The sequence below is a fragment of the Streptomyces sp. NPDC048370 genome (assembly GCF_043200825.1).
Lineage (GTDB): Bacteria > Actinomycetota > Actinomycetes > Streptomycetales > Streptomycetaceae > Streptomyces.
Window position 1 is genome coordinate 108,181 of the sequence record NZ_JBICYI010000015.1, and the last position, 23,864, is coordinate 132,044.

Genomic DNA, 23,864 nt, shown 5'->3' on the forward strand with positions numbered 1-23,864 from the left:
ATGCCCGGCGAACTCCCGCGTGAATTCCTGCAGTTGCTCGCGTCGGGACCGGAGATCGGCTCCCCGACGGCGGACGATGTGGCTGATGTGCTCTGGCTGGCAGGGCACACGACCGGATGGACGCGGAGATCGCCGGCGGCGGACCCTGAGGAGGTCCGGTCCGACGACGAGGCGGCGGACACAGGACACGACGAGCCCGCGGTATCGGACCTCGATGTGCCGCCCGCGGGCGTGGACGGCGCTCCGCCCGGCGGGGAGGACGCGGAGGAGGAGTACGGGCCACGGGAGGACGAGCCGAGAGGTGGCGGCTCGGCGGAGAACGAGCCCCTGGTCGAGCTGTTTCCGGCCGGGATGCCTCCCTGGCTCGGCCCCACGAGCTCCGTCACCGACAGGGGATTCACCGGAACACGGGCATCGGCCGTGCGGGTGCCCGGCGCCTTCGCCCTCGCCGACGGGCTCGCGCTGTCGCGTGCCCTGCGCCCGCTGAAGCGTGCGGTCCGGGCGCCCGGGCCCCTCGTCCTGGACGAGGCGGCCTCGGCGACGGCGTCCGCCGAGGCCCGCTTCCCCTTCCCGGTTCAGCGACCGGCCAGCGAGCCCTGGCTGTCGGTCGATCTGGTGGTGGATGCGGGACCCTCCATGGTGCTGTGGCACAGCTTCAGCGCGGAGCTGCGCACGCTGCTGGAGCGGCAGGGGGCGTTCCGGGACGTACGGTGCTGGTCGATGTCCGCATCGGCCACCCGGATCGACCTCGTGCCGTTCCGGCGGCGTGGGCAGCGCCTGGGCCGGGGGCAGGGGTTGCGGCGGAGCCCGGAGCAGCTCGCGGACCCCACCGGGCGGCGTGCTGTGCTGATCCTGACCGACGGTGTGGGTCCCGCCTGGCACCACGGCCGCATCGGACCGGCACTGGGCCAATGGGCGAGGACGTCCCCGGTGGCGATCCTCCAGGTGCTGCCGCGGCGCCTGTGGCACCGCACGTCTCTGCGGCCCGTGCCGGTGCGGGCCGCCGCCCAGCCGCGTACCGGACGGTCCGTACCGCTGATCCACGCCGTGGATCCCGTGGCGCCCGCCCTCGCGCAGGGACCGCCGGACTGCTGGATTCCGGTGCTGGAAGTCGACGCGACCTGGCTGGGACCGTGGGCCGAGGTCGTCGGGGGCACGTCGATCGGATCGACCTCCCTGCTCGCGGTGTCCGCCGCCGGAGTGGGGGCCGATCCTCGGCACCTCACGTCGCCGGTGGGGTCCGTACCGGTCGACCCCTGGGCCGGCCTCGACCGCTTCCGGGCGGAGGCGTCCTCGACGGCGTTCGAGCTCGCCGGGTATCTGGCCGCGGCTCCCCTGACGCTGCCCGTGATGCGCCTCGTGCAGCACGCGATGCTGCCCGCGTCCGGGCCGATGCATCTGGCCGAGGTCTTCCTCTCGGGCCTGCTGGTGGCCGTGGACGGCCCGCACAGCGAGAGCCAGGACCCGGAGACCGTGCTGTACGACTTCGCACCGGGGATACGGGACCAGCTGCTCGACACGCTGACGAGGCGCGAGTCGATGCAGGTACTCGACGTCCTGAGCCGGGTCTCCGGCACGGTCGCCCAGCGGTTCGGCGGGACCCTCGACTTCCGCGCGCTCGTACCGTCCGGGGATCCGGACAGCCCGTTCTCGATTCCGGAGACCGGCCTCCCGTTCGCGAGGGTCGCCCTGTCGGTGCTGCGTGGCCTGGGCGGCGCCAACCGACAGTTGGCGTCCGCGATGTCGACGGCCATGGCGCGAGGCGTGGACATGGCAGCACCTTCCGCCACCCCCACGGCCTCCCCGTCTCCCTCCGCCTCTCCTCCTCCCTCCGCCTTCCCCTCCGCCGATGAGCACCCCCAGCCGGTGACGGACGGTGCGGAGCACGCTGACGCGCCCCTCTCCTCGCATCCGGGACAGGCCGAGCCGCTCCCGAGCCCGGGCCTGCCCTCCGTCTCCAAGATCTTTCAGCCGATGCTCTTCGTCGGCCTGGGAGGAACGGGCGCACAGATCGGCGCCGAGCTCGAGCGCGGGCTGCGCCGCAGTCTGTGCGGACCCGACGGCACGGCGCTGGTCGGTGACGGAAGGCGGCTCCCGTTTCAACTGCCGGACTGCCTTCAGTTCGTGTACGCGGACTTCAGTGAGCCCGAGCTCTCCCGGCTGCCGCATGTCAACGCCTCGGGTGCCGAGTCGGAGGCGTACGCCCGTACCTCGCGTGTCGTCGAGGACCTGCTGCCCGACTACGACAGCTCGCCCGACGTGACACGGCTGCTGCGGGTCTCGCTGGACGAGGAGACGCGTTCCTGGCTGCCCCGTGGGCATGGAGAGCCGAGGGTGACTCCACTGCGCTTGGGCGCCGGGCAGTTGCCCACGGTCGGCAGGGCCGCGCTCTTCGCGTCGCTGCGCCATGGCCTCGAACCGGTCGTCGTTCAGTTGAGGGAGGCCATCGCCGACATCAGCAGATCAACCGCTGACGTCGCGATGTTGGGCGGCGGCCGGATCCGGGGCTGCGATGTGTTCGTCGCCTTCTCGGTGGCGGGTGGCACAGGAGCGGGGATCTACTACGACTTCCTCCACCTCATCGGGCACGAGTTCCGCAAGGCCAGGATGTCGGGGGTGAACATCTACCCGCTGGTGATCATGCCGTCGGCGTTTCCGCCCGCGGCGGGCGGCGGGCACGAGGCCGAACTCAACGCCGGTCGTGCACTGGTGGACCTCGCCCATCTGGTGGACGACCAGAACGCCCCGTCGTTCGCCGCCCCCGGTGATCGAGAGGACCGCGGGGCGCTCTCCGTGCTCTACCCGCGGGAGGGTGTGGTGAGACTCCCTCCTTCGACCGTGCCGACCGCGATCCTGCTGAGCAGGCCCGCCGGTGTCCGTCCCGATGATCTAAGCCGTTCGGTCTCGGCCATGATCATGTCGTTCGTCAGCTCCGAGCCGGGTGCGGAGCAGCCGCGCGGGCGTACGGGGGGCGGCTACCCGTCGTTCACCGCCGGTTTCGTCAACCACGGTGTGGAACGTTCCACGCCCTCGCGCTCCGGAATCGGCCACCGGGGCCTGTCCACCGGCTTCACCGCCTCGCTGACGGTGCCGGTGCACGACCTGGCGGAGATCATCGCGGGACGACTCCTGGCCCGGGGGTTACGCGCGATGGACGAGGACGCCCGGCGCCCTCACGACGACGACCTCCAGTGGGTCCGGGACTTCTTCGTCCGCTCCCGCATCGGTGGGTTGTGGACGCGGGACCCCCTGCAGGTCCCGGACCCCGACCCGCTACCGAGGGGCAGGCTGGCCATCGGTCAGGCCCTGCGGGATCGGCTCGGCGACATGGAGCGGGCGCTCGACGGACTCGACCTGGAGCTCGCCCGAGTCGTCCCTCGCATGGTGGACGAATTCTCGCCGCGCACCGCGATGTCTGAACTGATCGGCCCCCTGGGGCCTTTCGCACTGGAAAGGATCATGACAGGGCCGGCGGGGCACCCTCAGCGGCCCGACGGGAGCTTCATGGGCCTGCTCGAGAACCGTCGCAACGAACCGGAGCGGCCGGCGGGCGTCAGCCCTTCCGCCCCCGCGGTCCCCCGGCTCAGGGGCGGCCTGGTGCCGGCCCGTTGGGGGGACCTGGAGGTACAGCGGGCCATCTCGGACCAGGACACCTGGTACTGGTGGCGGACCAGAGTGCTGTGGCACCGCCACTGGAGGGAACACGAGAGGATCAACCAGCCCCATCTGCTGCGGGCCAGGAAGGACCTCCACGAACTGGTCGGGGCTCTGCGCGCGTTCGAGGAGAGCGAGCGCACGTCCTCTGCCGCGCGCCACAGGGAACTCTTCCGGGAGGACCGTACCGGCCTCTCCTGCCTGCTTCCCACGCAGGACACCCTGGACACCTTGTGCGACAAGGTGCTCGACCGGCTCTGCAGCCTTGAGGGGCTCGTCCACGACCGGACCCCCGTCCGCCTCCTGGACAAGATGATCGGCCCCGATGAGTGGCGGGATGCGCTGGACGCGGCCCGTCACTCCCCGTCCGTCGCGGTGAACAGGATCAAGCAGCTCGTCGAGCAACGTGTGCAGGCGCTCTTCCGCAGGTCGTCGAGCATGCACGACGACAATCCGCTGCCGCCCTCCATGGAGATGCTGCTGCAGGAAGCCGCGGGCGACGAGAACGCCGTGGGAGTGGTCGACACCCGGTGGCTCGACGCCTTCCGTTCACGGCTGGCGGCCATGGTCCCGGCCGGGTACGTCCCGAAGGGCGACGGCCCGCTGCGAGTACTGGTGACGCACCCCTACACCCAGAGCAACAGCAACGCCGCCCGGTTCCTCCGGCGGTGGCTGAACCTCCCACGCGCCGCAGTGGAATTCCGTGCGGCCGACACCGATTCGATCACCGTCGTGCTGTTCCGCAGCGAGATGAGCCTCGCCGACGTCCCCGAGGTACGACACGTCCTGCGCACATGGGCGCGTACGCAGGATGAAGTGGGCAGCGCCGGCGACTTCCTGCACTGGCGACAGCGGCTGGGCTACCGCGACGACTGGCTGGCCACCACGGAGGGGGACCGACAGCGGATCCTGCACCACATCCTGTGCGCGATGTGGAACGGCCAGGTGCGGGTGGAGGGGTCCGTCACCTCACCCGACCTCGTCCGGATCAGCCTGCACCACACCGACTCCGCCACCATGACCCTGCACCTCGACGCCCCGGTCGAGGGGAGCAGATGGACGGGGTTGCTTCGCGCGTACGAGCGGTGGGCGCTGCTCGGCGAGGAACGGATCGTCCAGGACTTCTGCGAGCAGTTGATGACTGTCCGGCCCAAGGGGCTGGCCGCCACTCCCGAGCCCCCGTCGGGCCTCTTCCGCATCCTCGTCCACGAGGTGGCACCGCAGGAGATCGCGTTGCTCGAAGAGACGTTCGCGCACCTTGGCCGGGAGGACGGGGGGTGGATCACCCCCCTCCTCGGCTTCTGGGGCGAAACGCTCAACGGCGCACTCGACCTCCGCCTGCCCGGCGCGCAACGCCTGACCAGGGACCGCGCCACGCTGCGCGCCCTCGACCGACGCCATGGGTCAGGCTCGGAGCGACCGCAGCCGTACGGATGAGCATCTGCGGCTCCGCCATACGCTGCTCATGGAGCCGGCAACTGCGCCACGGTCAACGAGCCGGAGAACGAGAACTCCATCAGAACGCGATTCTTCGGGGAACAGATCCAGAATTCCGGGCTTGACTCAAGGATTGCCGAGATCTGGTCCCTCGCAACCTCCGACGTCATCTCCACACTGGGGATGGCGACACTTCCCCAGAGAAAGACAAGACTGCCCGCGTCTGGAGCGTACTCCCGAAGGATTGCGTCCACGTCGGCCGATTCCGTCTCCAAGGAGCAGATCACCAGCCCGGGTTCGACAGCATTCCAGTCCACCGTGGCATCCGGGTTGCGCGGGAGCCGCCCCACAGTGTCCCTTTCGACCTGGAGGTGGCTTTCGAGATCCAGCAGCTCGATCCCGGGTCGACCGACCCAGACCAAGCGCCTTTCACCCTGCCCGTCTCCTCGAACCAGGCGGACCATGGATCGAGGGAGCAGCTCCGGTCTCGTTCCGTAGACGTCGGCCAGGCTCACCGGAAACTCTCCAGAATCTTTACGAGATCCGCTTCCGTTCCGTTCCAGGGAACGGCCCACTTACGGGCGTTCTCGCCCTTCCCGACCTCCACATTGATATGGAGGCCCTTCTGCGGATCATAGTCCAGCCGGAACCTCTTGAACTCCCCGTTCACTCGGGTGGTGAAACCCACAACCTTGCCGTACGTCGAGGCCGCACTCTCCAGGCGTCCGACATACGGCACCCGAGTCGAAGGGTCGATCTTTCCCAGGAGCGCCAACGCCTTGTTCCTGGCTTGCTCGTACGTGTCGAACCTGTCGAGAACGACCTCCTTGCACGGATCCGCATTGTGAACGAGAACCGGGGTCGCCCCTGCGAGCACGTAGTACGTGTGCAGGCCGTCCACCGTCAGGTTGTAGGTACGGGCGTTCCGGTCGAATGCACGGTTCGCCTGGACGGCGACCGCGCTCCCGTCACGGGAACGAAGAGTCATACCTCCGCGGAGGTCGGCTGCTTCGACCCATGCCTTCTCCGACGGAGACCAGAACGGGTGCTCGTGTGTCGCCGTGAGCCGCTTCTCGCCCTCACGGGTCGCTATCGCCAGCTCGTTGAAACGCTTGTCGTCGTCCGTGACGATGGTCGCGGAGATCTCGCGACCATTCGTCTCACCGGTTACCGGGTCGGTGGCGAGAACCCTGTCACCGAGTCGGATGTCCTCGATGTTCTTGGTCCTGCCGTCCGCCATGAGCACGTCGGTGCCGGCGAGGAAGCACTTGCAGCCCGACGGACGCTTGGCCAGCCCGTCCTTGCGCTCCTTGCCCGCCCGCTGGACCAGCTTCTGCACCTCGACGGTGGCGAGGGCGCGGGCGTTGATCAGAGAGTTGGCGCGCAGCGGGATCGAGTATGAAACAGGCCGTCCGCCGCTCGCGCGGGAGCGGGCCCTGGCCTCGGCCTTCTTGCGGGCCTCGACGGAGGCGAAGGTGGCGCCGGCGCCGGGGTTGGAGCAGGTGAGGCTGCCGGAGACACCGGAGCCGCTGACCGGGAAGGTGCCGGCGGGACTCGTGCAACTGCCGCCGGACTGGCCGTCGATGCTGAACGTGGCGGTCATGACGGCGGTGACCTGGCCGCCCACCAGACGGGACTTGGCGTCGCTGGTGATCTGTCCGGAGAAGGTGCCGGTGGCGGTGCAGCCGCCGGAGCTGCAGCGGACGGTCCCGGAGCCGTTCAGGGAGAGGGAGATACCGCTGTCGCCCGCGTTGCCGAGTTCCTTGGTCTGCTTCTCCAGGGTGTCGTACATGGCGGGTGCGTCGGCTTCGGTGACCGGATCCACGTCCAGGGCCTGGGTGTCCTCGCCGTCGAAGAGGCCCTCGCTCTCGCCACCGTCGTCGTCGGCCGCCGCGCGCACGGTCGTGTACGACGCCGGAGTTGCGGACCGGGACGATGCCGCGCCGGGCACGAAACCGCTCGGCGGCTCCACCCTCAGCACCCGGTAGGGCTCCTTGCGGGTGATGACGAGCTGTCCGGCGGGGGTGTCCAGCTCCTGCGCTTCGGTGCCGTCCACGGTGCGAGGAGCAGAGCGGTATCCGCCGGCGGGGGGCTTCTTCTCGAGTGCGGCCAGGGCCTCGAAGAACTGGTTCGCCAATTGTGGTGGCGAGGGCCGGTGCTTGGTCAGCTCGTCGGTGAGTTCGGCGGCCGGGCCCGCTCCGGCGTTCCACGAGCTCGGCTTCTTGGCCCCGTCCTTGGCGGCGGGGTCCACCCGCCAGCGGGTGAAGGACTTGCCGCCGACGCTGAGGATCTCCTGGTCGAGCTCCTCCCGCCCGAAGCCGCTGCTGCCGAACCGGCTGCCTCCGGCGGTGACGGTGACCTCGCGCTTCATCACGCCGCCGGGGAGGTCGTCCTTGTAGCGCAGCCCAGGGGCGACGCCGAGGTCGGCGAGGGCCAGGCGGTAGGGCAGCAGCGCCCGAGGGTCGGCCTTCGCGGATTCCTTACCGTCTGCGGCCCGGCCGGCGCTGTTGTCGCCGTCGAAGAACAGCAGCCCCCCGATCAGGGCGAGGACGAGTACCCCGACACCCGCGCCGAGCAGCAGCAGTCGCTTCCGCCTCCGCGCAGGCCCCGGCGGAGGAGCGCCGGTCATGGGCGGGTGCGGGGGCGGTGGCGGAAAGAACTGCCCGCCCGGGAAGGGTTGTCCGCCTGGGAACGGTTGTCCGCCTGGGAAGGGTTGTCCGCCCGACGGCGCCGGACCTCCCGGCCATGAGCCACCCGATGGAGGCGGCCCGTACGCCCCTGGCGTGTGCGGGCCGGTGCCCAGTGGCTGGGCGCCTTCTCCGCCCTGATTGCTGTCCTGCCCCGGCGTTGTCATGTGCTCCCCCGAACTCGGCAGTCGCGGGGGGTGCGACGGCGGGGGCCCCGAGGGCCCGGGAACGCCGACGCCTCCAAATCCGCCACCACTTGGATAGTTGAACTCTCCTCAAAAGGCCGAGGGAGCGTCAACTTCCTTTCACGCCAAGCTTTCCGGGCTCGAAACGGGGCGTCAGGCGCCGTTCCCTCTCTGCCGCACGACCGACCCCGTCCGCTCCTTGACGACCTCCAGCTGGGCCGGGATGCGGCGTCGCAGGTCGCCGACGTGGCTGACGATGCCGACGCTGCGGTCCCGTTCGCGCAGGGAGTCGAGGACGTCGAGGACCTCGTCGAGGGTCTGGTCGTCCAGGCTGCCGAAGCCCTCGTCGATGAAGAGGGTGTCGAGGCGGACGCCGCCGGCCTCGTCGGTGACGACGTCGGCGAGGCCGAGGGCGAGGGCCAGCGAGGCGAAGAAGGTCTCGCCTCCGGAGAGGGTGGCGGTGTCCCGCTCGTTGCCCGTCCAGGCGTCGACGACGTGCAGGCCGAGGCCGGCCCGCCGGCCGCCGGAGCGGGCGTCGGAGTGGACGAGGGTGTAGCGGCCGGAGGACATCCGCTGGAGCCGGGCCGTCGCCGCGGCCGCGACCTGTTCGAGCCGGGCGGCGAGGACGTAGGACTCCAGGCGCATCTTCCGCTCGTTCTCCGCGGAGGTGCCCGCTGTCAGTCCGGCGAGCCGGGCGACGCGGTCGTACTCCGCGCGCAGCGGCCCGAGGCGGCGGACCTCGGTGTCGGCCTGCCCGGAGAGCCTGGCCAGTTCGGCGCCGCGCTCGCGGACGGCGGCGAGGGCCGAGGTGGCCTCGCGCAGGGCCCGTTCGGCGGCGGTGTCCGCGGTCTCGGCGGCCCGCGGGTCGGCGGGCGGGCGTTCGGCGGCGGCCCGGGTCTCCGGCTCGGCCAGGCGGTCGGCGACGGCCGCGGCCTCCGCCTGCCAGGCATCGATGCGGTGCTGGAGCGTGCGGTGCTCGCCGTCGCGGAGGAGGGCGGCGGAGGCCTCGGCGGGGGTGTCGAACCCGGCGCGGAACGCGGCGTCGGCGAGCCGGTCGTCGGCCTCCTTCAGCCGCTGGGCGGTGAGTTCCACGGCGCGTACGGTCTCGGCGGCGTCGATCAGGAGGGCGATCCTCCGCTCGAGCCGTGAGGCCTGCTCGGCGACGCTCGCGGAGTCGCCGCGCCCTCGGGCCACTTCGGCGTCCAGGGCGGTCAGCTCGCGGTCGAGCACCTCCAGCCGGGAGGTCCGCGCGGCGACGCGGCGCTCGGCGTCCCGCTGGGCGGCCACCCGGCTCTCGTACTCGCGCTCGGCCCGCGCGAGGGCCTCCCGCGCGCCGTGGGTCTGGGCGGCGAGCGCGTGCGCCTCGGCGTGCCGGCGCTCCAACGCCTCGACCTCTGCGGCTAGTTCATCGACGGCGGGCTCGACGTCGAGGTCGGCGCCGTCCTGGACCTCCGCGCGGGCCGCCGCCCACGCCCGGGCGGTGGCGGCCGTGTCGCGCTCCGCCGCCGTACGCTCCTCCTCGGCGCGGGTGAAGGCGGCGTAGGCGGCGTCCTCCGTGGCCCGGTCGACGTGGTCGGCGCCCGTGCGGGCGGGGGCCGGATGGTCGGCGGAGCCGCAGACCTGGCAGGGGTCGCCGGGGGTGAGGGCGGCGGCCAGTTCGGCGGCGATGCCCTGGAGGCGACGGGACTTGACGTCGAGCCAGCTCTCGTGGGCTTCGTTGCGGCGCTCGCGGGCGGCCGTGAGCCGGGACTCCGTGGTGGTCGTCTGCTCGGCGAGCGCGTCCCTGCGGCGCGCGGCGTCCAGCCTGCGGCGGGCCGGTTCGAGGCGGCCCGCGAGGTGCTCGGCGCGGGCCGCGGCCTCCTGGGCGGCCTCGATACGGGTCGCGAGATCGGCCCGCCGGGCTTCCCAGCCGCTGAGCCAGCCGCCCGTCTCCTCCAGGACGTCCTCGTCCGCGCGGGCCTGCCGCGTCAGCTCCGCGCGCTCCCGCGTGATCTCCGTGCCGCGCAGCTCCGCCCGACGCGCGGATTCGAGGCCGCCCAGCTCCTCGGTCAGCCGTCGCTCCCATACGGACAGCTGCTCCGCGCCCGCGTCGGCCAGGTCGGCGGGCAGCCGGCCGCGACTCCGCTCCCGGGCCGTCCGTGCCGCCGCGTGGTCGCGCTCCGCGTCGGCGCGCAGGCCGAGGGCCGGGGCCACGAGGTCGGCCTTGCGCGAGCGGTCGAGCACGGCCTGCGCACGGTCCCGCTCGGGCCTGCCCGCCTCCAGGGCCTCCTGGCGCCGCCGGGTCTCGGCGTACCGCGCCTGACGGGCCGCCAGATCCCGTTCCGTGTCGAGCGTCCGGCGGGCGGCCGCCTGCCGGGACTCCGCGGCCGCGACCGCCGCGTCGGTGATGTCGAGGGCCTCGCGCGCCTCGGAGCGGGCGACGGCCGCCTGGGTCAGGACGGCCTGGGCGAGTCCGGGTTCGCCCGGCCGCTCCTCGACGACCGCGCCGCCGGTGACCTGCGCCGTCCGGTGGGCGAGGGCGAGCAGCCTCTCGTCCCCTTCCCGTACCTGCTGCTCCGCGGCGCGCCGCAGATCGGCGAGGCGCTCCTCGACGGCCGCGAACCGGCGGGTGTCGAAGAGCCGTCCGAGCAGCTTGCCGCGCGCCTCCGCGTCCGCCCGCAGGAAGCGCGCGAAGTCGCCCTGCGGCAGGAGCACGACCTGACAGAACTGCTCGCGGCTCATGCCGACGAGCTGGGTGATCTCCTCGCCGATCTCCTGGTGGGAGCGGCTGAGCGCGGCCCACTCGCCCGTGCCGGAGTCGTACTCGCGCAGCCAGCTCTGGGCCTTCTCGGTGGTGAAGCCGCCGCCCCGCTTCTTGGGGCGCGGCTGGGCGGGCCGCCGGGTGATCTCCAACCGCCGCTCCCCCACGGTCAGTTCGAGCATGACCTCGGTGTACGTGCCGACCGGGGCGTGGTCGCTGCGGAGCGAGGTCCCGGGCGACTGCCGGGCGCCGGGCACGGCTCCGTACAGGGCGTAGCAGACGGCGTCGAGGACGGAGGTCTTGCCCGCGCCGGTGGGGCCGTGGAGCAGGAAGAGGCCCGCGTCGGAGAGCGCGTCGAAGTCGATCTCCTGGGTGGCGCCGAAGGGGCCGAAGGCCGAGACGGAGAGGCGGTGGAGTCTCACCGGGCGCCCACCTCGCGCTCCGTCGCCGCCGCGTCCACCCGTACGTCGTCGAAGGCGCCGTACAGCACGGTCCGCTCGGTGTCGTCGGGTCCGGCGCCGCCGCGCACATGGGCCACGAAGTCCTCCGCGATCTGCTGGTCGCTGCGGTCACGCAACCGCTGCGCGTACGAGGCGGACGGGTCGCCCTCGGTACGCTCCGGCTCGAAGACCAGGTGCAGGGTGTGCGGGAAGCGCTCGGCGAGCCGGGCCATGGGCTCGGCCGGCCGCACCGGGTCGGTGAGGGTCGCCTCGACCCACGACTCCTCGTGCCGTACGAGGGCGGGGTCGGCCAGCAGGTCGTCGAGCCGGCCGCGGATCCGGGCGAGGGACCTGGGCACGGGGCAGTCGACGCGCTCCGCCGCCTCGATCGCGCCGTCAGGACCGAGGTCGATCAGCCACAGCGTCTTGCGGTGGTGGACCTCGGAGAAGGAGTACGCGAGGGGCGAGCCGGAGTAGCGGACGCGCGGGGTGACGGTCTGGCTGCCGTGCAGATGGCCGAGGGCCACGTAGTCGACGCCGTCGAAGACCCCCGCGGGGACGGCGGCGACGCCGCCGACGGTGATGTCCCGCTCGCTGTCGCTCGGTTCGCCGCCCGCGACGAAGGCGTGCGCGAGGACGACGGAGCGGGTGCCCGCGGGGCGGGCGGCGAGGTCGGCGCGGACCCGGTCCATGGCGGCGGAGAGCACCGACTCGTGCCCGGCCCTTGCCGCGCCCAACCGCTCGCGCACGAGGGCCGGTTCCAGATACGGCAGGCCGTACAGCGCGACGTCCCCGTGGGCGTCGGCGAGCACGACGGGCGTGCCGATCCCCGCCGGGTCCGTACGGAGGTGGATGCCGGCGCGCTCGATGAGCCCGGCGCCGACGCCGAGGCGGCGGGCCGAGTCGTGGTTGCCGGAGATCATGACCGTCGGCACCCCGGCCTCGGCGAGCCGGTGCAGGGCGGTGTCGAAGAGCTCGACGGCGGAGAGCGGCGGCACGGCCCGGTCGTAGACATCCCCGGCGACCAGGACCGCGTCCACGTCACGCTCGCGCACCGTGGCCACGAGGTGGTCCAGGAACGCGGACTGGGCGTCGAGCAGGCTCACCCGGTGGAACGACCGTCCCAGGTGCCAGTCCGACGTGTGCAGGAATCTCATGATCCAGGAGCGTATCGGTGGGGTCGGACAACGGCCGTGGCTTCGGGGAAACCCGGGACTTCGGGAGATCGGGGGGATTCCGGGAGCTTCCGCTCAGGCATCGCCGTACGCCTCGCCGCCCAGTTCCAGGCCGGCGGTGCCGGCCGTCACGTCGGCGAGCCAGCCCCGGAAGGCCTCGACGTCGGCGTCCGGGAGTCCGATCTCCAGGGCGACGGCCTCGCCGTACCGCACGTCCCGTACGTTCCTGCCGGTCGCCCGCAGGTCGTTCTCCAGCTTGCCCGCGCGCTGGTGGTCGACGGTCACCGTGGCGAGGCGGTAGCGCTGCCGGGTGAGGGTGCCGAGCGCGTCCAGGGCCTCGCCGACCACACCGCCGTACGCCCGGATCAGACCGCCCGCGCCGAGCTTCACGCCGCCGTAGTAGCGGGTGACGACGGCGGCGACGTACCGCACCTCGCGCCGCAGGAGCATCTGGAGCATGGGGACGCCGGCCGTGCCGCCGGGCTCCCCGTCGTCGCTCGCCTTCTGGACGGAGGCGTCGGCGCCGATGACGTACGCGAAGCAGTTGTGGCTGGCGGTCGGGTGCTCCTTGCGGACGCGCGCGACGAAGTCCTGCGCCTCCTGCTCGGTCGCCACCGGCGCGAGCGCACAGATGAAGCGCGAGCGGTTGATCTCGGTCTCGTGCACACCCTCACGGGCGATGGTGCGGTACTGCTCCTGCATCCCGCCACCCTATGCGCCCTGGAACGCGCCCCTGTCCCCCGCCGTCCGCTCCGGCTCTTCGCCGAGCTCCGCGAGCGGGAGGGCCCGCAGGGCGAGGGCCCAGCCGAGGCGGGTCTCACCCGATTCGCTGGAGCGGCCTGTGAGCTCCGCGATACGGCTGATGCGGTTGAGGACGGTGTTGCGGTGGCAGTAGAGCCGCTCGGCGGCCCGGGCGGCGGAGCAGCCGCAGTCGAGCCAGACCCGGAGGGTCTCCAGGAGGGCGGCGCGCTCGCCGGTGGTGGCGAGGACAGGGCCGAGGTGGACGGCGACGATCCGGTCCGCGATGTCGCCCCGGCCGCTGAGCAGCACCTCCGTGAGCCGGTCGTCGAACGCGGCGGCCTCGCCACTGCCGACGGGGAGGGTACGGAGGGTCTGTTCGGCGAGCCGCAGGGCCCGGCCGGCCTGGGCGAGCCGGTCGAACTCCGGGGAGACCCCGGCGGTGGTCCCGGTCTGCCGGCGGAGCAGGTCGATCAGGGTGCGCGGGGCGTCGGCGCCGCGCGGCAGCCGGACGATGCCCGCGTAGCGGCCGGCGCGGGGGCGCCAGAACGACCACAGGCCGCGGGCCTCCAGGACGGGCGCCGGGTGGGGCGGGGCGGCCGGGTTCTGGGCGGCGACCACGACGACGTACCGGTCGCTCAGCGGGACCCCGAGGGCGGCGGAGGCGGCCGCGGCGACGGCCGGGTCGTCGGCGCGGCCGTCGAGCAGCGCCTCGAAGAGGGCGACGCGGCGGGTGTCCTGGCGGCTCTGCATCTCCAGCTGGGTCAGCCGGTAGGCGTCGGCCATGGCCACCGAGTAGCGGTCGATGGTCTCCCACAGGGCGCCCGCGACGTCGAGCTCGGTGTCCCGGGTGTCGGTGTCCCGGCCGGGTCGGGCCCGCAGGTGTTCCGCCATCACCTGCCAGAGCACCCGGCCGCCCCGGCGGTAGGCGCGCAGGACGGTGTCGAGCGGCACGTTCTGCTCGGCCCTGCGACGGCCGGTCTCGCGCGCGGCGTGCTCGAAGTCGACGCCGGTGGGGGCGAGGCCGCCGAAGTCCTGGAGGGCCCGCAGCAGGTTGTCGCGGCAGATCTCCCACAGGTCCTCGCGGGTGACGGGGGTGCCGGAGGCGTACGTACCGCTGTGGGCGCGGATGTCGTCGACGGCTCGGTCCGTGAGGCGGGCGAGGTCGCCGAGGAGCGAGGCGGCGATGGTGCGGCGCAGCGTCGCGTCGGCGGTCGTGGCGGCCGCGCCGGAGGTCGTGGCGGCGGCGGTCGTGGCGGCCGCGCCGGAGCCGCGACCGGGCTTCGCCGCCGGAGAGTGGGTCATGGCCGCACCGTAACGCCGCCGTTTGGCGGATGCCACGTGCCGGACATCCCGGAGGGGCCGCTGCCCACTCGATGGCGTCACATGGTGGGCAGGTGCACATGGCGCCGGACCCGTGCCAGGAAGGATTCTGTGCCGTGTCAGGCCCGTCAACGCCGTGTTTCCTGGAGCGTGCCATGTCACTGAGCGTCGCCAACGTCCTGGGCGAGTCCGCCCGCCAGTTCCCGGACCGGATCGCGGTCGTCGAGGGCGCGGCCCGGCTGACCTACCGGGAGCTGTGGCACGAGGCGCTGCGCTGCGCCGCCGGGCTGCGGGCCTCGGGCGTGAAGCCGGGCGACCGGGTCGCCCTCCTGCTGCCGAACACGACGGAGTTCCTGCGGGTGTACTACGGCGCGCTCGCCGCCGGGGCCACGGTCGTCCCGGTCCACGCCCTGCTGGTCGCCGAGGAGGTGCGGTACGTCCTGGAGCACAGCGGCGCGGTCGCGATCGTGAGCGGCGGCCCCCTGTGGGCGGTGGCCGAGGAGGCGGCGCGGAACGCCGGGGTGCGCGCGCTCCAGGGCGCGCCGTCGGCGGCGGAGCCGCTGCGGGCCGCCGAGCCGGCCGAGCCCTCCGACACGGCGGTGATCCTGTACACGAGCGGGACGACGGGCCGGCCGAAGGGTGCCCGCCTCACCCACCTCAACATCGTCATGAACGCCTCCGTGACCTCGCAGGACCTGCTGGGCCTCGGCGCGGACGACGTCGTCCTCGGCTGTCTGCCGCTCTTCCACAGCTACGGACAGACCTGCGCGATGAACGGGACGCTGCGGGCCGGGGCCACCCTCGTCCTGATGCCCCGGTTCAGCGGCCCGGCGGCGCTCACGGCACTGGCCGACGAGGGCGTCACCGTCTTCATGGGCGTACCGACGATGTACCACGCGCTGGTCGAGGCGGCGGCCGCCGACGACCGGCGGCCGGCGGCGCTGCGGGCGGCCGTGTCCGGCGGGGCGGCGCTTCCGGTCGCCGTCCTGGAACGGTTCGAGGAGACGTTCTCGACGCAGGTCCTGGAGGGGTACGGCCTCACCGAGACCTCGCCGGTCGCGACCTTCAACCAGCCGCACATCGGGCGCCGCCCGGGGACGGTGGGGCACCCGGTGTGGGGGGTCGAGATCGGGGTCGCCGACGCGGCCGTCGAGGACCGGATCGAGCTGCTCGCGGACGGCGGGATCGGCGAGGTCGTGGTGCGCGGGCACAACGTCTTCGCCGGGTACCTCGACGACCCGGAGGCGACGGCCGCGGCGGTGGTCGACGGCTGGTTCCGCACGGGGGACCTCGGCGTCCGGGACGAGGAGGGCTTCCTGAGCATCGTGGACCGGAAGAAGGACCTGGTGATCCGGGGCGGCTTCAACATCTACCCGCGCGAGGTCGAGGAGGTCCTGGTCCGCCACCCGGCGGTCTCCGAGGTCGCGGTGATCGGCGTCCCCGACGAGGCGAAGGGCGAGGAGGTCTGCGCCGTGGTCGTCCTGCGCCCGGGGGCCGGGGCCGTCGACGAGGCGGATCTTGTGGAGTGGTCGAAGGAGCGCCTCGGCCGGCACAAGTACCCGCGCCTCGTACGGTTCGTGGCCGAGATGCCGCTCGGCCCGACCGGCAAGATCCTCAAGCGGGCGCTGGTCGCGGCGGAATCCTGAAGGGGCGGGCGGGGCGGGTAACGGGAAGGGAGCGATGGCCGATGTCCGAGCTTCGTGAGCCGGTGGCTCCTCACGCGGGGTCCCCGCGTGAGGAGGAGCTGCGGGCCTGGGGCGACTGAGGGCTCCGGAGCGGCTACGCCGGGACGGGGGCGTCGAGGGGCGGGGCGTCCGGGGACTCTGGCGCGTCCGGGGTCTCCGACTCCTGCGGCGGGTCGCTGAGCTGTTCGCGCAGGTAGTTCCAGACGACCGCGATCAGCGCGGCGATGGGTACGGCCAGCAGGCTGCCCACGATGCCGGCGAGGCTGCCGCCCAGGGTCACCGCCAGCAGGATCACGGCGGCGTGGAGGCCGAGCCCCCGGCTCTGGATCATGGGCTGGAAGACGTTCCCCTCCAGCTGCTGCACCACGACGATGATGGCGAGGACGATCAGCGCGTCCGTCGGACCGTTGGACACCAGCGCGATGAGAACGGCGACAAGCCCGGCGAACAGCGCTCCCACGATGGGCACGAAGGCCGAGACGAAGGTAAGCACCGCCAGCGGGAGCACCAGGGGTACTCCGAGGATCCAGAGGCCGAGGCCGATGAAGACGGCGTCGAGCAGGCCGACGAAGGCCTGCGAGCGCACGAACGCGCCCAGGGTGTCCCAGCCGCGCTCGGCCACGACGGGCACGTCGGTGGCCAGTCGGCCGGGGAGCTGACGGGTGAGCCACGGCAGGAAGCGCGGGCCGTCCTTGAGGAAGAAGAACATCAGGAAGAGCGCGAGGACGGCGGTGACCACCCCGTTGAACACGGTGCTCACGCCCGTACCGACGGCGGAGACCATGCTGCCGACGCTGTTCTGGACGCGGTCGACCGCCGTGTCGAAGGCGCCGGCGATCTGTTCGTCGCCGATGTTCAGCGGCGGTCCCGCCGCCCACTCGCGCAGCCTCTGGATGCCTTCCACCACGCCGTCGGCGAGCTCGCCCGACTGGGACGAGACGGGTACCGCGATCAGCGCCACGATGCCCGCCGCGACGAGGAGGAAGAGCACGGTCACGGCCGAGGCCGCCAGAGCCGGGGGCCAGCCGAGCCGACGCAGGGAGCGGGCGAGCGGCCAGGTCAGTGTGGTGAGGAGAAGGGCCACGACGAGGGGCCAGACGACCGGCCACATCCGACCCAGCAACCACAGGGCCACCGCGGCCATGACGAGGACGACGAGCAACTCGGCGGAGACGCGGGCGGATCGCCGGAGCGCGGCGGCGGCTTTCGTGGAACTCAGCGTGGCAGGCATGCGGTCACCCTAGGGGTGACCAGCCGTGTTGCGGAATCTCGGCCGGTCGGCCCGGGAGGACGACGCCGACCCCGAGCCCGCCCCGTCGGGAATCCCACGCGGTCGGCGCTCGTTCTGCACTCAGGGAGTGCCCACCATCACCGACCGGAGGCAGAGCGTGCGCAACGAGACGGAGACCATCCGGAAGATCCTCGACGAGGCCGGGGACACCTGGGCCATCGTGGGGCTCTCCGCCAACCAGGAGCGTGCCGCCTACGGCGTCGCGGCCTTCCTGCAGCGGCACGGCAAGCGGATAGTCCCCGTGCACCCGAAGGCCGAGACGGTCCACGGCGAGCAGGGCTACGCCTCCCTCGACGCGATCCCCTTCGACGTCGACGTCGTGGACGTGTTCGTCAACAGCGCACTCGCCGGCGCGGTCGCCGACGAAGCCGTCGCCAAGGGCGCCAAGGCCGTCTGGTTCCAGCTCGACGTCGTGGACGAAGCCGCGTACGCACGCACCCGCGCCGCGGGCCTCGACATGGTCATGGACCGCTGCCCCGCCATCGAGATCCCCCGCCTCGGCTGAAGCCGTCCCTCAGGCGACGCCGAGCCCCTCCAGGACGACGGCGCCGGGCAGCTCGGCGAAGGCCTTGCCCGGGACGATCAGCTTGCCGCGCCGACGCCCGCTGCCGATGAGGACCCAGGGGGTGTCGATCACCGTCGCGTCCACCAGGAGGGGCCAGTCGGCCGGGAGTCCGACCGGTGTGATGCCGCCGTACTCCATACCGCTCCGGCCCGTCGCGGTCTCCATGTCCGCGAACCGCGCCTTGCGGGAGCCCAGGTGGCGGCGGACGACTCCGTTGACGTCGACCCGGGTGGCCGAGCGCACCACGCAGGCCGCCAGGGTCGTCTCCTCGCCGCGCTTCCCTGCCACGATCACGCAGTTCGCGGAGGCGTCGAGGAGGTCCGCGCCGTGGTGCGCGACGAAGGCGGCCGTGTCGGCGATCTCCGGGTCGGTGTCGACGTACAGCAGCTGATCCGCCGGTCCGGTGCCCTGCCAGGCGCGTACGGCCGTGGCGACCGGTTCCGTGAGCTGGTCCAGGCGGTCGCGGGCGGGAACGGCGTTGTCGAAGTCTCCGATGGGTGCGCGCATGCGGCTCACGCTAACAGCGGCCGCCCGGGACGACGTTGGGCGTCTCAGCGTGCGGGCGGGATGGAGACGGCCATGGTCATCTCGACCCGCTCCGTGCCGTCGTTGCGGTACGCGTGCGGCACGTTGGCCTCGAAGACGGCGGAGGTGCCGGCCGGGATGCGGTGCTCCTCGCCCTCGACCACGAGGGTCAGCTCGCCCGCCGCGACGTGCAGCAGCTCGGTGGTGCCGTCGGGGTGCGGGTCGGACGCGCTGCCGTCGCCCGGCATCAGCGTCCAGGCCCAGAGCTCCAGGGGGCCGCGCGCCTCGGTGCCGGCGAGCAGGGTGGTGTGGCTGCCGGTGGATGTGGACCACATGCGGACGGCCTGGTCGGGCGGGACGAGGCGGACGTGGGAGCCCTGCTCGTAGTCGAGGAGGGTGGTGATCGAGACACCGAGCGCGTCCGCGAGCTTCACGGTGGTGCCGACGCTGGGGTTCGTCCGGGCCTGCTCGATCTGGATGATCATGCCGCGGCTGACGCCGGCCCGTGCGGCGAGCGCGTCCAGCGTGAATCCGCGTTCATTGCGCCACCGCTTCAGATTCCGCGCGAGCGACTGCGTGAGCTGATCGAGGTCCGACACATTCCGTCCAATATTTTGGATGACATAGTCCAACAGACTGAACTACGGTGGGGTCTACCGCGGTGTACCAGCTGTCCACCGCACTGTACTGCGAGACCGCCACCCTGCGAGGATCCATGACTGCGCTGTTCGCCCTGGCCACCGCCCTGCTCTGGGGCTTGGCCGACTTCGGCGGCGGGCTGCTCACCCGGCGCATGCCGGCGCTCACGGTGGTCGTCGCCTCGCAGACCGTCGCGGTCGTCGTCCTCGGCGCGATCGTGGTCGTCACCGGCGGCTGGACCGAGATCGGGCCCCAGCTCTGGTACGCCGTCGCGGCGGGCGTGGTCGGTCCGGTCGCGATGCTCTCCTTCTACAAGGCCCTGGCGCTCGGCCCGATGGGCGTCGTCTCCCCGCTCGGCTCGCTCGGCGTCGTCGTGCCCGTCTCCGTGGGCCTGCTCATCGGCGACCGGCCGGGGCTCCTCCAGTTCGCCGGGATCGGCGTGGCGATCGTCGGTGTCCTGCTCGCCGGCGGGCCCGAGCTGCGCGGCGCACCCGTGCAGCGCCAGGCCGTGCTGCTCACCCTGGTCGCGGCCTTCGGCTTCGGCTCGGTGATGGCGCTGATCGCCGAGGCGTCCTCGACGCTGACCGGCCTGTTCCTCGCCCTGTTCGTCCAGCGGGTGACCAACGTGGCGGTGGGCGGCGGCGCGCTGTACGTCTCGGTGAAGAGGGGCGGGCGGGCGCTGCCGGAGGACGGCGGCGGGATGAAGGTCGTGTGGGCGGCCCTCCCCGCGCTCGCCTTCGTCGGCCTCGCGGACGTCGCCGCCAACGGTACGTACTCGATCGCGGCGCAGAACGGCCCGGTGACCGTCGCGGCCGTCCTCGCCAACCTCTACCCGGTGGTCACGGCGCTCGCGGCGCGGGGCGTGCTGAAGGAACGGCTGCGCGCGGTCCAGGCGGCGGGCGCCGGCCTGGCCCTGGTCGGCACGGTCCTGCTGGCGACGGGCTGACGGATCGACCCCGCGCGAACCGGGTCAGCCCTCCGCGAGGTCCCATGCCGCGAGCGCGGCGAGCTGCTCGTGCGTCACACCGTCCGGTACGGGCACCGGCGCCGGCGTCCGCAGCGGCGGCTGCCAGCCCCGCTCCGGGTCCCAGCTGCGCACCACCTTCGCCGGCGCGCCGGCCACCACCGAGTGGTCCGGCACCTCACCCCGTACGACGGCGCCCGCCGCGACCACCACGTTGCGGCCGAGCTTGGCGCCCGGCAGGATCACCGCGCCCGTGCCCAGCCAGCAGCCCGGCCCGATCTCGACCGGCTCGGAGCGCGGCCACTGCCTGCCGACCGGCTCGTCCGGGTCGTCGTAGCTGTGGTTGGTCGAGGTGATGTAGACGTACGGACCGCAGTACGTGTCCGAGCCGATGGTCACCCGGGTATCGGCGATGACGTGGCTGCCGCGGCCGAGGACGACACCGTTGCCCAGGGTCAGCACCGTGTCGGGGCCGAGGTCGAGCCCGGGCAGCATGCCCGCCGTGAGGGTGACCTGCTCGGCGATGATGCAGCACTCGCCGATCTCGATCCACTGCTCGCCGAAGACGGTCCCCTGCGGGAACGCCAGCCGGGTGCCCGCCCCGAGGCGACGGAAGCGCAGCTTCCCGGGGTGCTCGGCGGTCACCGAACCGGCCTCCTGCACCCAGCGCCACCCGCCCTGCACGGCGCGGGCGAGAACGCGGCGCCGCCAAGCGGTGAGAGAGGAGAACGTGTTTCTGTTCCTGGGCACCCGCACACGGTAGTCCGCACCGTCGTAGCTGATCAGTGGGGTGCCCTGTGATGTCCGTCATGGGCCGCGACTAGGGTGCGTGGAGGCGTGACGCAATCATGAGCGATCAGGAGCGAACGATGACCGAGGCGTTGATCAGGGGCGTGGGCGGCAAGGAGCCGCAGGTCGATCCGACCGCCTTCACGGCGCCGACCTCCGTGGTGCTCGGCGACGTCACGCTGGGGGCCCGCGCCAGCGTCTGGTACCACGCGGTGCTCCGGGCGGACTGCGGTCCCGTCGTCGTGGGCGAGGACTCCAACATCCAGGACAACTGCACCGTCCACGTCGATCCGGGCTTCCCGGTGACGATCGGCGACCGGGTGACGGTCGGCCACAACGCGACCGTCCACGGCTGCACCATCGAGGACGACGTCCTGGTGGGCATGGGCGCCACGGTCCTCAACGGCGCCCGGGTGGGCGCCGGTTCGCTCATCGCCGCGCAGGCGCTCGTCCCGCAGGGGATGGAGATCCCGCCGGGTTCGCTGGTGGCCGGAGTCCCGGCCAAGGTGCGGCGCCCGCTGACGGAGGAGGAGCAGGCGGGCATCCGCCTCAACGCGGAGATGTACCTCCACCTGGCCAAGGGCCACGCCGAGGCCTTCGAGGACTGAGGGCCGGAGCCCACGAGACGGAGAAGGGCGCGGCGGCCGTGAGGCCACCGCGCCCTTTCGTGTCCGTCGGGGGCGCCCCGTCAGTCCGCCACCGAAGCCGAAGCGGACACCGGCGTCGGCTCCGGCTCGGGCGCCGACTCGGTCTTCGACTGCGTCGCCGCCGCGGCCTTCTTCGCGCGGTTCTTCAGGATCAGCATCGACGCGACGCCGACCAGGACCGCGAGCACCAGACCCAGCCACGAGAAGCGCTTGAGCCACGCCTCGGCGACGACGCCCACCGAGTAGATGACGGCCGTCGTACCGCCCGCCCAGAGGATGCCGCCGAAGACGTTGGCGATGAGGAACTTCCAGTACGGCATCCGCAGCACGCCCGCGAGCGGTCCCGCGAAGATCCGCAGCAGGGCGACGAAGCGGCCGAAGAAGACGGCCCACATGCCCCACTTCTCGAAGGACCGCTCCGCCAGCGCGATGTTGGCCTCGCTGAAGTGTTTGGGGAACTTCTTGCCCAGCCAGGCGAGCAGCGGACGCCCGCCCCTGCGACCGATCGCGTAGCCGATCGAGTCGCCGATGATGGCCCCGGCGGTGGCGCAGGCCCCGAGGACGTACGGATTGATGTCACCGTGCTGGGAGGCGAGCAGGGCCGAGCTGACGAGGACGATCTCGCCGGGCAACGGGATTCCCAGGCTTTCGAGCCCGATCACCACTCCCACCAGCGCGTAGATCGCCACCGCGGGGATCGTCTCCAGCCACTCCTGGACGTGCAACGCGGTTCCTCCCGTGTCGAGGCGCGCGCCGCGTCGCGCGCGCCGAGGCAGCCTACCTGGTCACGGCAGGACCGCCCGCCGCCTCCCGGGCGCGTAAATCACTGGTCGGCCGCGGCCGGGGCGCGCTACGCTCCGCCGCGATGACCACTCACTCCGTTCAGTGTTGGGGGGGCCCGTCCGCGCAAGGTGAGTGCTGATGACCACTCATCCCGCGTACGAGGATTCCCACGCTTCCTTCCTCTCCTTCTGGCTGCGCGTCCGCGAGTTCGCCGTGCCGCCCTCCATGATCAAGACAGCGACCGCCCGTCGCCTCGCCGGGGACTGGGCGGGCGCGTGTGCCGCCGCACGCGTCGATGTCGATCTCGACCTACGGTCCGTGGCACGGGCCCACGGCCGGGACCTCACCGACCGGATCCGGCGCGATCTCCGCCACCTGGCCCCCGACCTGCTGCGCTGGCACATGCCGAGGATCGCTCCGGACGGGCTGCTGCGCCCGGGCCTGACGATCTCGCTGGCCCGGTACGCCAGGGCGGAGCCGCCGTCGCGGGACGGGCCGGTGCACCTCGTGGCCCGGACTCCGCCCGCGTGGGCGGACGGCGGTCAGCGGATCAGCCTCGCCCTCTGGGACGGGTCCTCCGACGGGTCCCTCGGGCAGGGCCCCGTCGGGCGCCACCCGCATCCGCTGCCCGGCCGGCGGTTCCGCCTCGACCTGCACCGCCATCTGTGGGACGCGCGCAGGGCCGATGAGCTGCGCGTCCGCTCGGGGGCCGACGCGCCCGCGGGCGAGCCTCCGGTACCGGTGCCCGAGGGGTTCCGCTGTGCCGTCGACCGCTGGCAGGCGGAGGCGAGGCACGTGCTCCGGGCCGAGGGCAGGTCCGCCGGCCCGGTGACCGTACGCCTCGACGCGCGCCGCCGCCTCACGCTGGACGTGGATGCGGCTGCGGCTGCGGCTGCGGCTGCGGACGCGGAGGGGGACGCGGACCCGGCCACCGAGGCTCGCCGGGATACGCGCAGTCCCGCCACGCCGCTCCTCCTCCCGGACGCGGCGACCTGGGTGCTGCCCGATCTGGAGCTGCTCCGGGCTGGCGCGATCGAGGCCGGCCGGCTCCACCCGCTGGTCGCGTCCGCGCTCGTACCGGACCACGCGCCCTCCGGCCCCGCCGAGGAGCAGGGGGCCTCGGGTCCCCGGGTCGTGGAGTGCCGGGGTGACCGGCACCGGATCGCTCTGGTCGACGGCGTACTGGCTCCGCTGGACCACGACCCGGAGGAGCTCGCGCGGGAGGAGCTGCTCGTCGCCCTGGGTGGACCTCCGCTGCCCTGTCTGCGGGTGATCGACGAGGCGCACCGGCGTCCGGACTGTCTCGTCGGCGTGCGCGAACGTCTGCAGCACGGTGACGTCGTCGGCGCGCTCGCGGTCGTCGAGGGCCTGCTCGGGCCCGGGGCGACGCTGCGCGGCGGACCGCTGCGGGACGCCCTTGAGGGGGCGGCGCAGCGGCGGATCGCCTACGGGCTGTTCCGGTCGGGCCTCGACGTACCCCCGCCCCACCGCCTCGTCCCCTCTGATCCTCGTCCCCGCGCCCACCGAACCCGCCCCCGCCTCGCGCACTGAGGCGGGCGGCCCGGGGCTCCGTCCCCGCATCCGCTTCTCATCCGTC

General features: G+C 72.8%; 17 protein-coding genes. 6 read left to right on the forward strand and 11 right to left on the reverse strand.

The features are described 5' to 3' along the window. Entirely contained in the window at positions 1-5,091 is a 5,091-nt protein-coding gene (locus ACGFYP_RS28140) for an SAV_2336 N-terminal domain-related protein (protein WP_393499124.1), read from the forward strand. 26 nt (positions 5,092-5,117) lie between these two features. On the opposite strand, the gene ACGFYP_RS28145 is transcribed toward ACGFYP_RS28140, so the two are convergent. The 6 genes from ACGFYP_RS28145 to ACGFYP_RS28170 all read right to left on the reverse strand — a co-directional run bounded on the left by ACGFYP_RS28145 (position 5,118) and on the right by ACGFYP_RS28170 (position 14,361). Continuing rightward, on the reverse strand, positions 5,118-5,606 hold the full coding sequence (locus ACGFYP_RS28145) for a hypothetical protein (protein WP_393499127.1): 489 nt from the start codon (positions 5,604-5,606) through the stop codon (positions 5,118-5,120). Next, positions 5,603-7,720 (reverse strand): polymorphic toxin-type HINT domain-containing protein, encoded by a 2,118-nt coding sequence (locus tag ACGFYP_RS28150; protein WP_393499131.1) that lies wholly within the window; start codon positions 7,718-7,720, stop codon positions 5,603-5,605. The genes ACGFYP_RS28145 and ACGFYP_RS28150 overlap by 4 nt, the downstream gene beginning before the upstream one ends. A 396-nt stretch (positions 7,721-8,116) precedes the next feature. Beyond that, positions 8,117-11,125, reverse strand: a complete 3,009-nt coding sequence (locus tag ACGFYP_RS28155) for an AAA family ATPase (RefSeq protein WP_393499134.1) — start codon at positions 11,123-11,125, stop codon at positions 8,117-8,119. Next, positions 11,122-12,300 (reverse strand): exonuclease SbcCD subunit D, encoded by a 1,179-nt coding sequence (locus ACGFYP_RS28160; protein WP_393499137.1) that lies wholly within the window; start codon positions 12,298-12,300, stop codon positions 11,122-11,124. The genes ACGFYP_RS28155 and ACGFYP_RS28160 overlap by 4 nt, the downstream gene beginning before the upstream one ends. A gap of 93 nt (positions 12,301-12,393) precedes the next feature. Continuing rightward, positions 12,394-13,020, reverse strand: a complete 627-nt coding sequence (locus ACGFYP_RS28165; RefSeq protein WP_393499140.1) for a YigZ family protein — start codon at positions 13,018-13,020, stop codon at positions 12,394-12,396. A gap of 9 nt (positions 13,021-13,029) precedes the next feature. Continuing rightward, on the reverse strand, positions 13,030-14,361 hold the full coding sequence (locus ACGFYP_RS28170) for a PucR family transcriptional regulator (RefSeq protein ID WP_393499142.1): 1,332 nt from the start codon (positions 14,359-14,361) through the stop codon (positions 13,030-13,032). A 173-nt stretch (positions 14,362-14,534) separates the two neighbouring features. Between ACGFYP_RS28170 and ACGFYP_RS28175 the strand changes: the two genes are divergently transcribed. Further along, complete coding sequence (locus tag ACGFYP_RS28175) at positions 14,535-16,025, forward strand: long-chain fatty acid--CoA ligase (protein ID WP_393499145.1); 1,491 nt, start codon at positions 14,535-14,537, stop codon at positions 16,023-16,025. Positions 16,026-16,158: 133 nt separating this feature from the next. Here ACGFYP_RS28175 and ACGFYP_RS28180 read toward each other — a convergent pair whose 3' ends face one another. Further along, positions 16,159-17,295, reverse strand: a complete 1,137-nt coding sequence (locus ACGFYP_RS28180) for an AI-2E family transporter (RefSeq protein WP_393499148.1) — start codon at positions 17,293-17,295, stop codon at positions 16,159-16,161. A gap of 157 nt (positions 17,296-17,452) precedes the next feature. Between ACGFYP_RS28180 and ACGFYP_RS28185 the strand changes: the two genes are divergently transcribed. After that, positions 17,453-17,860, forward strand: coding sequence for a CoA-binding protein (locus ACGFYP_RS28185; RefSeq protein ID WP_361957581.1), 408 nt, complete (start codon positions 17,453-17,455; stop codon positions 17,858-17,860). A gap of 9 nt (positions 17,861-17,869) precedes the next feature. Here the strand turns inward: ACGFYP_RS28185 and ACGFYP_RS28190 are convergent, their stop codons facing one another. Then, entirely contained in the window at positions 17,870-18,427 is a 558-nt protein-coding gene (locus ACGFYP_RS28190; protein WP_393499151.1) for a YbaK/EbsC family protein, read from the reverse strand. A 44-nt stretch (positions 18,428-18,471) separates the two neighbouring features. Further along, complete coding sequence (locus ACGFYP_RS28195; RefSeq protein WP_361957180.1) at positions 18,472-19,044, reverse strand: XRE family transcriptional regulator; 573 nt, start codon at positions 19,042-19,044, stop codon at positions 18,472-18,474. 116 nt (positions 19,045-19,160) lie between these two features. On the opposite strand from ACGFYP_RS28195, the gene ACGFYP_RS28200 reads away from it, so the two are divergent. Continuing rightward, on the forward strand, positions 19,161-20,030 hold the full coding sequence (locus ACGFYP_RS28200) for an EamA family transporter (RefSeq protein WP_393499156.1): 870 nt from the start codon (positions 19,161-19,163) through the stop codon (positions 20,028-20,030). A 24-nt stretch (positions 20,031-20,054) separates the two neighbouring features. On the opposite strand, the gene ACGFYP_RS28205 is transcribed toward ACGFYP_RS28200, so the two are convergent. After that, positions 20,055-20,798 carry an acyltransferase gene (locus ACGFYP_RS28205; RefSeq protein ID WP_393499158.1) on the reverse strand — a complete coding sequence of 248 codons (744 nt, stop codon included), beginning with the start codon at positions 20,796-20,798 and terminating at the stop codon, positions 20,055-20,057. A gap of 119 nt (positions 20,799-20,917) precedes the next feature. On the opposite strand from ACGFYP_RS28205, the gene ACGFYP_RS28210 reads away from it, so the two are divergent. Continuing rightward, the gene (locus ACGFYP_RS28210; protein ID WP_361957172.1) at positions 20,918-21,445 is read left to right on the forward strand and encodes a gamma carbonic anhydrase family protein; all 528 of its coding nucleotides are present in this window, start codon (positions 20,918-20,920) and stop codon (positions 21,443-21,445) included. An 80-nt stretch (positions 21,446-21,525) separates the two neighbouring features. On the opposite strand, the gene ACGFYP_RS28215 is transcribed toward ACGFYP_RS28210, so the two are convergent. Next, a complete protein-coding gene (locus tag ACGFYP_RS28215) occupies positions 21,526-22,209 on the reverse strand; it encodes a DedA family protein (RefSeq protein WP_393499163.1) in 684 nt (227 codons plus the stop codon). Positions 22,210-22,405: 196 nt separating this feature from the next. Between ACGFYP_RS28215 and ACGFYP_RS28220 the strand changes: the two genes are divergently transcribed. Further along, positions 22,406-23,818: a hypothetical protein gene (locus tag ACGFYP_RS28220; RefSeq protein WP_393499166.1), complete on the forward strand. Its 1,413-nt coding sequence runs from the start codon at positions 22,406-22,408 to the stop codon at positions 23,816-23,818. The last annotated feature ends 46 nt before the right edge of the window (positions 23,819-23,864 follow it).